The sequence below is a fragment of the Bacillus oleivorans genome, assembly GCF_900207585.1.
In the GTDB taxonomy this organism is placed as follows: Bacteria; Bacillota; Bacilli; order Bacillales; family JC228; genus Bacillus_BF; species Bacillus_BF oleivorans.
Genome location: NZ_OAOP01000001.1, coordinates 620178 through 632249 on the forward strand (window position 1 = coordinate 620178; position 12072 = coordinate 632249).

The window sequence follows — 12072 nt, forward strand, 5'->3', positions numbered from 1 at the left end:
AAGATGAAGCAAACGATTGAAATTCGAAAATTAACATCGTTACAGGAAATGCGGCAGGTTGAAGAGCTCGAGGAACACATTTGGGGTTCACCAACTACCCCGCTTCATCAAACCCATACTGCTGTAAAAAATGGCGGGATCATTGCAGGAGCTTATGATGGAGAGAAGCTCGTTGGGTTTCAATATAGCTTTCCGGGATATAAAAACGGCCAAGTCTATTTATGTTCCCATATGTTAGGGATCCACAGTGATTACCAAAAATCCGGGATCGGAGAGAAATTAAAGCATAAGCAGCGAGAATTAGCGATTGAAATGGGTTATTCGTTTATTACTTGGACCTTTGATCCCTTATTAAGTGTGAATGCCTACTTAAATCTCCATAAACTCGGCGGAATTGCAGGCAGCTACTCTGAAAACCATTATGGCATGATGGACGATGCCCAAAATGCCGGGCTTCCCACTGACCGGTTTAAAGTAGAGTGGTGGATTAAAAGTAATTATGTAAATGAACATAAGCCTAAGAACTATGCGGTTGATTTTAACAGGATTCTCTTACAGACAAAAATCAATCAAGATGGTCTTCCTTATATAGTCGGGAAAAATGATGGAGTTGCTTTTGATCCAACTGCGGATGGCTGGCTTGTTCCAATTCCTGCTGATTTTCAAAGCATCAAAAATAGCGACTTTGAATTAGCGCTCGATTGGAGGATTAAGACAAGAGAAGTGTTTCAAGGTTTATTGGCCCAAGGGTTTGTCGGAGAGGACCTTATTCGCCATCCTGAAAAACATGTTAGCTATTATCGTTTTTCATTACGTAATCATTTAGATATAAAGTAGGAGGAGCAAGAAGCCATGACAATTCCAATATCACAAATTATTTTGCATAAACTTCGTATGAATTTAAAAAGCCCGTTTTCAACTAGTTTTGGCACCTTTCAGGAAAAGGATTTTTTTATCGTAGAAATGATTGACCAGGATGGCAACCAGGGTTTTGGTGAATCAGTCGCCTTTTCAAGCCCTTGGTACAGTGAAGAAACGGTGGGAACCAATCAGCATGTGATCGAGGATTTTTTAATTCCATTATTACAAAAGCATCCGGTATCTCATCCGGATGAAGTGACTAAAGTTTTCGCACCGATTCGCCGAAACAATATGGCGAAAGCTGCATTAGAAGGGGCGGTTTGGGATATATATGCGAAACGAAACGAGACGACACTGGCCAAAGCATTAGGCGGTGAGAAAAAAGAGATAGAAGTTGGGATCAGCATTGGCATTCAGCCTTCTGTAAAAGATCTGCTTAACACGATTGAGTGGGCGGCAGAAGAAGGATACAAGCGGATGAAAATTAAAATTAAGCCAGGCTGGGACGTTGATGTTTTACGTGAAGTAAGAAAGCACTTCCCGACTCTCCCAATAATGGCAGATGCGAATTCCGCTTATACATTGAAGGATATTGACCATTTAAAACAATTGGACGAGCTTGAGTTAATGATGATTGAACAGCCGCTTGAGCATGATGATATCGTAGACCATGCATTATTACAAAAAGAACTTGAAACGCCAGTCTGCCTGGATGAAAGTATTCACTCGTTTGACGATGCACGCAAGGCAGTCGAACTGGGAAGCTGTAAAATCATCAATATCAAAATTGGACGAGTTGGCGGGTTAACCGAGTCAAAAAGGATTCATGATTATTGTAAAGCTAACAACATTGCCGTCTGGTGCGGCGGAATGCTAGAAGCAGGTGTTGGCAGAGCTCATAATATTGCCCTTACAACGCTAGATCAATTTATTCTGCCTGGTGATACGGCAGGCTCCTCTCGTTATTGGGAAAAAGACATTATCGAACCAGAAGTTGTCGCGAAAAACGGAATGATTAAAGTACCTGATACGCCTGGCATTGGATATGAAATCAATCGTCAGGCCCTAGAGGACTTTACGATTTCAAAGAAGGTGTTCACGCTATAAAAAATAACAGGGAGATGAGACCATGAATAAATTTATGAATGGTGCTTTCGGAAGGATGATCCTTCCGGGCATCATCCTCCAATCGGTTTTAATCGGTGGCGGTTTTGCCACAGGAAGAGAAATTGTAGAATATGGTGCAAAATACGGAGCACTCGGCTGGCTCGGCGGGATCGGAATTTTTATTGGCTTTACAGTCATGGCTATCCTTTCCTTTGAATTGGCAAGAATGTACAAAGCTTTTGATTATCGCAGTCTATTGCAAGCTGTTATCGGGAAATTTTGGATGCTATTCGACATATTATACCTCTTGCTTGCGATTATTATCATAGCCGTTATGGCTTCAGCTACGGGAGAAATATTAAATAGTACACTCGGTTTTAACTATTGGGCAGGAGTTATCTCTATAACTGTTTTAGTAGGAGTCTTGAACTTCTATGGTGCAGGATTAATAGAAAAATTCAAAACATTCGGAACAGCGGCGTTGTTTATTGGTTATATAATCTTTAGTATTTTAGTTGTGTCAAATACTTGGGACCATGCGCAACAGGTGTTTGCTTCAGGAGATACAAGTTACGTTGGCGGTGATGTCAGCATCTTAGCTATATTGTGGAGCGGAATCCTCTATGTTGGATATAACCTCGCTGTATATCCGGCCGCCCTCTTTACTGTAAAAAGACAAAAATCGAGAAAAGATACGGTCATTGCTGGGATTGTCGCAGGTGTTTTAATGACAGTACCTTGGTTTTTAACATATGTAAGCATTATGGGATTCTATCCTTCCGAAGATGTCCTGGCAAATGCAGTACCATGGCTTGTGATGCTGGATGGCTACGGTTCATGGGTAGTGATTCTTTTTGGGGTTGTCGTTGGCTGGACCCTGATTGAAACAGCGACAGGCATGATTCACGCCTTTATCGATCGCGTCAACTCTCATATGGAAGAGCGAAAAGGGACATCCTTAAATAAAAAACAAAATGCGATGATTGCAATAGGAGCATTAGTTTTAGCTATTTTGTTCTCTAAAATTGGCATCATTAATCTAATTTCAATCGGCTATACATGGCTGGCATATGGAATGATTGCTGTCTATGCGATTCCGTTCTTAACGATTGGAGTCATTCGGATCATTAAAAATAAAGAAAAAACCGATCAGGAAGATTCAGCGGTTGCGTAAATAATGAGGGCAGGGGGGATTCCCCTGTCTTTCTTTTTTAAGAGAATGATAGGGTAACCCTGGTTGGGTTCTATCGGTCAAAAATGGTGTCTACAGGTCAAAATCCTGTTCTATCAGTCAAAATTGGTGTCTACGGGTCAAAATCCTGTTTTATCAGTCAAAATTTGTGTCTACGGGTCAAAATCGAGATTCTATCGGTCAAATCCGCAGTTCTATCGGTCAAATCCGTAGTTCTATCGGTCATAATCCCGATCTATCGGTTAAAATCAGTTTCTACGAGTCATAATCCCGATCTATCGGTCAAAATTTGTGTCTACGGGTCAAAATCGAGATTCTATCGGCCAAATCCGCAGTTCTATCGGTTATAATCCCGATCTATCGGTCAAAATTTGTGTCTACGGGTCAAAATCTAGATTCTATCGGTCAAATCCGCAGTTTTATCGGTCATAATCCCGATCTATCGGTCAAAATCAGTTTCTACGAGTCATAATCCAGTTTTATCAGTCAAAATCGCTTCGTATCAGTCAAAATGCTTGCTATGAGTCAAAAACATAGTCCACATCATTCTAAATTCGAGAACCAGAACCTGTCCAAACATAACGGAACCAACCCTTTCATATATATGAAACAGGCTGTTAAACCCTCAAACAACAAGGAGAAGTGTATGCGCAAAAGAAGAAAGAAGGGTTGGTTGTTTGTCCTTTTGTTAGGACTTGTCATGGTTGTAGGAGTTTTCGGAGTCTCGACATTTGGAGCCAACAGTCCAGAAGAAGTCGTCGAGTTATTTTATGAGTATGAACAAGAAGGGGACTTCGGCGATGCCTGGGAACTGTTCCATTCAGAAATGAAAAAACGATTTAATAAAACAGACTATATTCAGACAAAAAATCATGTGTTTCTGGGCCACATGGAAGTCGACACCTTTGATGTTAAAATTGGGGATACAGACAAACTTAACAGATGGAGATTTGGCAAGGACGGTCCCGTTTTTCAACATGTTTATCAGGTCGAGGTCATTCTTACTTATAAAAGCCAGTTCGGCTTATTTGATATGGTGTTTTACTGTTACACTGTGGAAGAAGACGGGGAATGGAAGGTATTGTGGGATTATAATTATTAGATGGGAGAGGTGCTTGCTGGGGAGTACCTCTTTTTGTTTTGGGGAGGCAGGAATGCACGAAATCCGGAGAGGAATGCACGAAATCAGGGAGAGAATGCACGAAACCCGGAGAGAAATGCACGAAACCAGGCAGAGGAATGCACGAAACCAGGCAGAGAATGCACGAAATCGGGCAGAGAATGCACGAAATCCGGAGAGAAATGCACGAAACCAGGGAGAGAATACATGAATTCCGGAGAGGAATGCACGAAACCAGGCAGCATATTTTTAACCTAACAAATTTGAGTTAAAATAGAAGTAAATCGAGGAACGGAGAGTTACAAAAAATGAAAAAGCCTTTGATATCAGTAATTATCCCAACCTTTAACCGTTTAGGTCCTTTATCTGAGCTGGTTGAATCGCTTTTCAGACAAACGTTTCAGGATTTCGAAATTATTATTGTGAATGATCAGGGGGAGCCGGTTGACCGGATCCAATCGCTTTACCCTGAACTGCAAATAAAAATTTTAACTCCAGCAAAAAAGCTCCACCATGTTGGCTGCCGGAATGAGGGACTCGCCTGTACGGAGGGGAGCTTCATTATGCTTTGTGATGATGACGATTTTGTCGTTCCTGACCACTTAGAACAAATGGCAGATGCGATCCAAGATGCTGACTTTGTTTATACGGATGTTGAAATGGTTGATTTTATAACAGATAATGGGGTTCGCTGCCCTCATTCACGAACGGTATTTGCTTACGAATGGGATCGAGAGCTGGTACGGAAGTTTAATCCATATATCTCATCTGGATCTTTGTATCGAAAAGAGATCCACCAGCAAATCGGCAGCTTTGATGAAGAAGTGCATAACTATTGGGATTGGGACTTCTTTTTGCGAGTGATCGAAAGCGGTTTAAAAATAAAGAAACTGCCCGCCGCGAATACTATTTATGCTTTTACCCCCGATGGAAGCAATATATCAGCAGGATTAAATGAAAAGAGACAAACCTACCTGCAGAAGTTTTCTGAAAAGCACAATCTGGGCAGTTTATCTCAGGAGAATTTTTGGACAATGATGGATCGTCCATTTGTAAAAACTAAAAGATCACAATCGAAAATCGTATGGGATGGGAAGCCGATGATTTATCGGGGGCGATAAAAAATATTTCCTTATATCAAATTAAGGACCTTTAATTACTATAAGGTCTTTTTTATTACATTAAAATGACTATATGTTACAGAATGATTCCAAGTTTTTCATAGTTTAACTCTATTTCCCGATAACTTTTTACGGAATTGAGTGATATAATGAACCCCGAGAATAGTTTAGGGGGATCAATATGTCAGAGATAAACATCAGTCCTCAAGAGAATGAGGCGGTTGAAATAAACAACAGCCGACGCAGCAAAAAGTCGCTTATTATCATCGGTATTATTGCTATTGTTGCGATTGCATTAATTTGGTTCTTTATTGATAAGAAGCAAGAAAATGATAGAATAGCATACCTAGATGAATTAGAGCAATACCATAACACCATGAATGATGTAAGAATGGAAATCATTGACGCCGCTGCTCTTGGTGAAGAAATGATGAATGAGTATGCATATGTGTGGAGCACTACGATCTATGATGATATGGTTGAAGTGGACGGACAATATTATTTTGACTTCAGTGAAGCCATTTGGGCGCAGCAAGCCGTTTTCGAAGAAGAAGGAACAATGGGTGAAATGGAGGCCTATATCGAAAGTGTGGATACGATGATGGACGACCTGAATAATCCTCCAGCAGAATTTAAAGATGAATATGACCTATTTTTAGAAACGTATTTAGTCTTTAATGAATTTGCAGATTTGGCTATTTCCCCAGAGGGTTCATTAACGAGTTTAACGAAGAAAGAGATACTTTAACCGATGAACTTCTTCGTCATTACGATGAATTAGAGGTTAAGGTAGAGTACACGTTTGATAGAGAAGCTTTTGCAAAGGAATTAGAATAATAGAAAGGCGGGGAGATCAGCTTCCCGCCTTTTTTATATACAGCTACTTATTAACTTCATACAAATAAAAAACATAATCGGTTGATGGACCAGGATGTCCCATTTGGCGAAGCATCGCGGTCATATTGCCGCGGTGGTAAGTTCCGTGATTTACAATATGCGAGTAGAGCTCTGCATAAGTTGTTTCCAATGTACCGAAATGACGGTGATGAACGGTATGCTTAGCATGGGGATCATCCAATTGTTCGAGAAATTGTTTATAATCCTCCATTACCTCATCATACTCTGTTTCTAATTCTTCAAGGCTCATTTTATTTAATTTTTCAATGCGTTCTTCGCGAGATTCAATAATGGACTCGACGTCAATCCCTTTAATGGCAAACAGCCAGCCATAATCAACCATTAACATGTGGACGAGTACATGTTTTATGGAGGAAAAGACACTTTCAACTTTTTTGTCTATCAGTTCTTCTGGCAGTTCCTTTAAATGCTCGAAAAACTTTTGATTGGCCCATTGGTGATAGAGGTAAAGTTTTATTGTTGGATTCATTTTTTAACAGCTCCTCTTGAAAATATTGGATTTAATTCCGGAAAAATGTAACTTTTTCCACACCGGTCATACGGGCATAAACATAAAGTTGTCCCTTGTGATGGACTTCGTGGTCGTGAATGATTTTAAGATATACCTTTCCTGGAAATTTGAAGTCAGAAATAGGGAAAGTGCGAACCGCTTCTAAATCTTCAGCTGTCAGGGAAGAGTAAGTGGCAGCTGTTTTTTCCGTTAATAGATGAACAGCTTCACGGACTTCGGACATGGTTTTAAACTGGTATTTTTCAGGCTTTGAAAACTCCCCGGTTTTGGCCAAAGTAATAAATGTATCGGCCCATCCGGCAATATGTAAGGCAAGCTCGCCGAGTGACATGGCACCGTCCCAAGGCTTAAAGTCAGCGTCCTCTTCTTTCACTGTTTTTAACAATTCCTCCAAAATCCGACGGTGTTTTAACCAGTCTTTGAGGGATTTCTCTATCATTCCTATCATCCTTCCTATTTAGATATAAGGTTAATATAAATGATCTTCACTGACAGATTTGGTCAGGTAAGTTAGATTTTTTGATAATGCTCTAACAAATTCTTGATTACAGTGACCATTTGTTCTTTTACCTCTTTAGGTTCAAGAATTTGAATCGCGCGTCCGTATGGGAGCAATGAGTAGGGTAAGTAAAAGAGAGCTATGTCTTTTTTTAGTTTAAAATGTGCTTCCGTTTCAGTACCTTCTATAAAAGCAGGCCATAGGCTCCAATGAGATGAGAGTTCTTTAATGACCTGAGGATGTGCCTGAATTTTCACGGTGATGAATGTATCTTTGGCGTCTGAATCCGGGAGTAAGGATTTTAGAAAAAAGGAACGAACTGAAAAATTGGCAGGACGGTTGAATGTTAACTCGGTTTGCTTCAGATTGATAATGCGGTCAACACGGAAACTCCGAACTTCATCGCGCAGGTGACAATAGCCTACGATATACCATCTATTTTTCCAATGGACTAAGCCATAAGGATCTATGTTTCGTTCTGAAATAGTATTCACGTGCCCCTTTTCGTATGACATAAAAAGAGTAATGCCTTTTGCAACGGCAGCTTCTAAAGTTTGCAATGTCGCTTCTAAGGAGGGGTCAGCAGGTGGCTGAATCACATCGAACCCTTGCGTATGGCGGTTAATTAGGCTTTGTTGTGTTTCGTTGGTATAGCGGTTTAGTTTGGATATAGCCCGGTTTAGTACCTCACTATAGGGATACCCTGATTCTTGCGCGTAAATCGCTGCATGATTCAGCGCCTTTTGTTCATCAATCTCAAAGAATAGCGGAGCCTCTGTGAAATCATGGAGCAAGCTGTAACCGCCATTATGGCCGGAATCTGCTATGATTGGAACACCGCTTGCACACAAGGAATCAATATAGCGGTAAACCGTACGGATATTAATTTCTAGGGAGTCTGCTATTTCCTTAGCCGTAATCCTCCTTCCACTCTTTAATAGCCACAAGATTGATAGCATCATAGAAGACTTAGACATTCCAACCACATTCCTTTGGGGGATTTTTCCACTCTTCCATTATAAATCCCCCTTTGCCCACCTGTCACCCCAAGAACTTCGACGCCTGCCTGTCATGCCCCGACGAATTTTCGACAGGTACCTAGCACACCCCGAAGTTTATCGGCGTATTTTCGACAGGTACCTGTCACGTCTCGAAGTTTGTCGGTGGAATATCGACAGGTTACAGGCACGCCTCGAAACGCGACGAAGTTTGTCGAATGGCAGGATTTCAAAAGAAAAGGAAGAATAGTATAAAAAGTGCTAGTTTGGATGAAGGAGGGTTTTGAGTGGTTAAGTTGTTGATTGCGGATCGGGATGAGAATGAAAGGGTGGGGATTAAGTGGCTCGTGTCTTCTTATTCGATTCCGTATGAGGAAGTTTTTTTAGCGAGGACGGCATTGGAGACAATTCGGATTTTAGAAAAGGACATGCCTGAAGTGGTATGTGTGGAACTGGATATGTTTCAATCGGATGCATGGCAAGAGCTGCAGTATGCCCTGAACCGATATGCGCGCTTTTGCATAGTGATGACAGCAGAAGCAACGTTTGAACGTGCCCTGCAGGCTATTGAACTTCATGCCTACTCGTTTTGGCTAAAGCCGATCCTGCCAGATGAAATCAAGCGGGTGCTTCAACATTGCTACAAACAGGCTGAACAAAAACAATCCCGATATTCTTCTCAAATTCAGCCAACAAACACCTTGTCCTATCGAACCTTATTTGTAGAAGGGGAAGCCCCTGATTATAACGATTATTGCATTTTATTGCTGCAAACAGAAAATATAAAAGATCTGCCATTATTACGCTCCTATATAGAAGACTATTCATTTCAAATCCAGCCAAGCATCTTGCCGTTGAGTGACATGATGGCGTGTGTATTCGCACGCATGACGGGGACTGATTCCTATTTAATCCAACAAGGAAATCTGCTGCTGAAGCAATGGGAGGAACGATACCGGATTCCGATAGCAGGAATCTATTATGTGCCGAAGCAGAACGAGTCACTCCATAAATGTTATATGGAAGCGAAACAGTCGTTAGACATTCATTTTTTTAAAGGATACCGGCAGCTGACCGTTCTCAAGCAGCCGATTAAATGGGGAGAAATTGATCCATTTTTAACGCCAGAGGATCAAAGAAACTGGATAGGCATGCTAAATGAAGGAGACCTGGACAAAATCAAAAACTGGATGCATGCTGAATTTTTAAATTTTAGTCATTATTACCCTGACCCTGGGTTACTCAGGATAAGATTATCCAGTATTTTGGCTCAAGTGCGGCGCTTTATGAAGTCTTATCACTTAGATCAGGGGGAGCTTGAAATAAAATACCATCGCGTGTTTGAATCAATCCTTTACACTTCTGTTCTTTACCGGATTGTACAGGACTTTGTTTTATTTTTAAAAGAAGTGATCGATCGAGCCACCCTGCACCGTCAGGAAAAGATTTTAGATGTAACAGAAAAGGCGATTCAATTCGTTGAACAGCATTATATGGAATCAGATTTAAACCTCGAAAAGGTTGCTCAGTTTGTTGACAGAAATCCGGCTTATTTAAGCTCACAGTTATCCAGAAAAAATAAAGAGACCTTCCGGCAGCTGTTGACGCAAATACGAATCAGGCAAGCACAGGCACTTTTAAAAGAATCAGATAACACGATCCAGCAAATTGCGGATCTAACTGGGTTTTCAAACCCGAATTATTTTAGCCGAATTTTTAAAAAAGCGGTGGGTGTTTCCCCGCGAGTCTACCGTGACCAAAAGTAAATGAAGAAATCTATTATTTTTATAGTTATAAAGTGTAAGCGTTTTATTTTACTAGAATCCAGATAAAAAATGTGAAGTTTTTCAAAAAGAAGTGCTCTACTTTAAACGTTGTCCTCTCCATATACTTAAATTATCAGAATATTATAGCGAGAGGTGGCAGGTTATGAAACAAGCCCAAAAGAGAGTTATTCAAAATTACAAGGGACCCGGATTGCATGCGAAAGGATGGATTCAGGAAGCGGCTTTACGAATGCTAATGAATAATCTAGATCCCGAGGTGGCGGAAAGACCTGAAGATTTAGTGGTATATGGGGGAATCGGAAAGGCAGCCCGCAACTGGGAAGCGTATGATGCAATTATCCAAACACTTCATGAATTAGAGTCGGATGAAACTTTATTGGTTCAATCAGGGAAACCGGTCGCTGTGTTTAAAACTCATAAAGATGCGCCTCGTGTCCTAATTGCCAATTCAAATCTCGTTCCAGCGTGGGCCAATTGGGAGCACTTCCATGAGTTGGACAAAAAAGGGCTGATGATGTATGGACAAATGACAGCAGGAAGCTGGATCTATATCGGCAGCCAGGGAATTGTCCAGGGTACTTATGAAACATTTGCGGAGTGCGCGCGTACGTCTTTTAACGGCAGCCTTAAAGGCACCATCACTTTGACAGCTGGACTTGGCGGAATGGGAGGGGCGCAGCCGCTAGCCGTTACCTTGAATGGAGGAGTCGCGATCTGCATTGAGGTGGACCCAGCCCGTATTCAAAAACGCCTTGATACTAAGTATTTAGATATTCGAGTCGATGATTTAAATGATGCGATCAATACTGCGCTCGAAGCGAAACGCGAGGGAAGGGCATTATCGATTGGTCTGCTTGGAAATGCGGCAGAAATTCTGCCGAAAATGATTAAACGCGGTTTTATTCCAGATGTTTTAACAGATCAAACGTCTTCACATGACCCGTTAAATGGCTATATCCCAGCCGGGCTTTCGCTTCAAGAAGCCGACGAATTTCGCAAAGCAGACCCAGCCACATACGTGAAAAAATCAAAACAAAGCATTGCCGCTCATGTACGTGCTATGCTTGAAATGCAGCAAAAGGGTGCGGTTACCTTTGATTACGGAAATAATATTCGCCAGGTCGCAAAAGACGAGGGAGTTGAAAATGCCTTTGATTTTCCTGGGTTTGTGCCTGCCTATATTCGTCCGCAATTCTGTGAAGGAAAGGGGCCATTCCGTTGGGTGGCATTATCGGGGGATCCTCGCGATATTTATAAAACAGATGAAGTTATACTTAGGGAGTTTAGTTACAACAAACATTTATGTAACTGGATCAAGATGGCTCAGGAAAAAATTCAGTTTCAAGGTCTGCCTGCAAGGATTTGCTGGTTAGGATACGGAGAACGGGCCCGGTTTGGAAAAATTATTAATGATATGGTCGCAAACGGTGAATTAAGTGCGCCAATCGTGATTGGCCGCGATCACTTAGACTCAGGCTCTGTCGCATCGCCGAACCGTGAAACCGAAGGAATGAAGGATGGCAGTGATGCTGTAGCCGACTGGCCAATTTTAAATGCTCTAATTAATGCAGTAGGAGGAGCGAGCTGGGTATCCGTTCATCATGGCGGCGGTGTCGGAATGGGTTACTCCATCCATGCAGGTATGGTGATTGTTGCAGATGGTACGAAGGAAGCAGAAGCCCGATTAGAGCGGGTACTGACGACAGATCCAGGGATGGGAATCGTCCGTCATGTCGATGCGGGCTATGATTTGGCGATTCAAACAGCAAAGGAAAAAGGTGTCAAAATTCCGATGCTGGAATAAAGACTTTTAAACAAGTCGAAATTCCATAAGCCGGGTTCTAAAGGACGAAAATCGAGAAAGAGCAGAAAGAAAGTCCTTGAGCCGGGCTCTAAAGGACGAAAATCGAGAAAAAGCAGAAAGAAAGTCCATAAGCCGGGCTCTTAAAGGACGAAAA

12 protein-coding genes are annotated in these 12072 nt (G+C 41.6%); 9 read left to right on the forward strand and 3 right to left on the reverse strand.

Annotation, left to right across the window (positions count from 1 at the left end; all coding sequences use genetic code 11):
* The first annotated feature begins 3 nt into the window (after positions 1-3).
* The 7 genes from CRO56_RS02940 (at position 4) to CRO56_RS02965 (ending at position 6149) form a co-directional block, all read left to right on the forward strand.
* A complete protein-coding gene (locus CRO56_RS02940; RefSeq protein ID WP_097157080.1) occupies positions 4-837 on the forward strand; it encodes a GNAT family N-acetyltransferase in 834 nt (277 codons plus the stop codon).
* Positions 838-852: 15 nt separating this feature from the next.
* Entirely contained in the window at positions 853-1968 is a 1116-nt protein-coding gene (gene menC, locus CRO56_RS02945; protein WP_179714148.1) for an o-succinylbenzoate synthase, read from the forward strand.
* Between the two features lie 22 nt (positions 1969-1990).
* Positions 1991-3142, forward strand: a complete 1152-nt coding sequence (locus tag CRO56_RS02950) for a YkvI family membrane protein (RefSeq protein ID WP_097157081.1) — start codon at positions 1991-1993, stop codon at positions 3140-3142.
* A 664-nt stretch (positions 3143-3806) separates the two neighbouring features.
* The gene (locus CRO56_RS02955; protein ID WP_097157082.1) at positions 3807-4262 is read left to right on the forward strand and encodes a nuclear transport factor 2 family protein; all 456 of its coding nucleotides are present in this window, start codon (positions 3807-3809) and stop codon (positions 4260-4262) included.
* A 52-nt stretch (positions 4263-4314) separates the two neighbouring features.
* Positions 4315-4491 carry a hypothetical protein gene (locus CRO56_RS22750; protein ID WP_179714149.1) on the forward strand — a complete coding sequence of 59 codons (177 nt, stop codon included), beginning with the start codon at positions 4315-4317 and terminating at the stop codon, positions 4489-4491.
* A 97-nt stretch (positions 4492-4588) separates the two neighbouring features.
* Entirely contained in the window at positions 4589-5401 is an 813-nt protein-coding gene (locus CRO56_RS02960) for a glycosyltransferase (protein WP_097157083.1), read from the forward strand.
* A gap of 181 nt (positions 5402-5582) precedes the next feature.
* The gene (locus CRO56_RS02965; protein ID WP_097157084.1) at positions 5583-6149 is read left to right on the forward strand and encodes a hypothetical protein; all 567 of its coding nucleotides are present in this window, start codon (positions 5583-5585) and stop codon (positions 6147-6149) included.
* A 132-nt stretch (positions 6150-6281) separates the two neighbouring features.
* Here CRO56_RS02965 and CRO56_RS02970 read toward each other — a convergent pair whose 3' ends face one another.
* The 3 genes from CRO56_RS02970 to CRO56_RS02980 all read right to left on the reverse strand — a co-directional run bounded on the left by CRO56_RS02970 (position 6282) and on the right by CRO56_RS02980 (position 8306).
* Positions 6282-6788: a DinB family protein gene (locus tag CRO56_RS02970; RefSeq protein ID WP_097157085.1), complete on the reverse strand. Its 507-nt coding sequence runs from the start codon at positions 6786-6788 to the stop codon at positions 6282-6284.
* A 31-nt stretch (positions 6789-6819) separates the two neighbouring features.
* Entirely contained in the window at positions 6820-7269 is a 450-nt protein-coding gene (locus CRO56_RS02975) for a DinB family protein (RefSeq protein ID WP_245855553.1), read from the reverse strand.
* Between the two features lie 71 nt (positions 7270-7340).
* On the reverse strand, positions 7341-8306 hold the full coding sequence (locus CRO56_RS02980; protein WP_097157086.1) for a helix-turn-helix transcriptional regulator: 966 nt from the start codon (positions 8304-8306) through the stop codon (positions 7341-7343).
* Positions 8307-8614: 308 nt separating this feature from the next.
* On the opposite strand from CRO56_RS02980, the gene CRO56_RS02985 reads away from it, so the two are divergent.
* Both CRO56_RS02985 and hutU read left to right on the forward strand, forming a co-directional pair.
* Positions 8615-10093, forward strand: coding sequence for a helix-turn-helix domain-containing protein (locus CRO56_RS02985; protein ID WP_097157087.1), 1479 nt, complete (start codon positions 8615-8617; stop codon positions 10091-10093).
* Positions 10094-10256: 163 nt separating this feature from the next.
* Positions 10257-11918, forward strand: a complete 1662-nt coding sequence (hutU, locus tag CRO56_RS02990) for a urocanate hydratase (protein WP_097157088.1) — start codon at positions 10257-10259, stop codon at positions 11916-11918.
* Positions 11919-12072 lie beyond the last annotated feature (154 nt).

Excerpts from the sequence above, each read along its gene's own strand:
- CRO56_RS02970 (WP_097157085.1), bottom strand. The coding sequence starts at position 6,788 with ATGAATCCAACAATAAAACTTTACCTCTATCACCAATGGGCCAATCAA.
- CRO56_RS02950 (WP_097157081.1), top strand. The coding sequence starts at position 1,991 with ATGAATAAATTTATGAATGGTGCTTTCGGAAGGATGATCCTTCCGGGC.
- CRO56_RS02960 (WP_097157083.1), top strand. The coding sequence starts at position 4,589 with ATGAAAAAGCCTTTGATATCAGTAATTATCCCAACCTTTAACCGTTTA.
- CRO56_RS02965 (WP_097157084.1), top strand. The coding sequence starts at position 5,583 with ATGTCAGAGATAAACATCAGTCCTCAAGAGAATGAGGCGGTTGAAATA.
- menC (WP_179714148.1), top strand. The coding sequence starts at position 853 with ATGACAATTCCAATATCACAAATTATTTTGCATAAACTTCGTATGAAT.
- CRO56_RS22750 (WP_179714149.1), top strand. The coding sequence starts at position 4,315 with ATGCACGAAATCCGGAGAGGAATGCACGAAATCAGGGAGAGAATGCAC.
- CRO56_RS02940 (WP_097157080.1), top strand. The coding sequence starts at position 4 with ATGAAGCAAACGATTGAAATTCGAAAATTAACATCGTTACAGGAAATG.
- hutU (WP_097157088.1), top strand. The coding sequence starts at position 10,257 with ATGAAACAAGCCCAAAAGAGAGTTATTCAAAATTACAAGGGACCCGGA.
- CRO56_RS02980 (WP_097157086.1), bottom strand. The coding sequence starts at position 8,306 with ATGTCTAAGTCTTCTATGATGCTATCAATCTTGTGGCTATTAAAGAGT.
- CRO56_RS02975 (WP_245855553.1), bottom strand. The coding sequence starts at position 7,269 with ATGATAGAGAAATCCCTCAAAGACTGGTTAAAACACCGTCGGATTTTG.
- CRO56_RS02955 (WP_097157082.1), top strand. The coding sequence starts at position 3,807 with ATGCGCAAAAGAAGAAAGAAGGGTTGGTTGTTTGTCCTTTTGTTAGGA.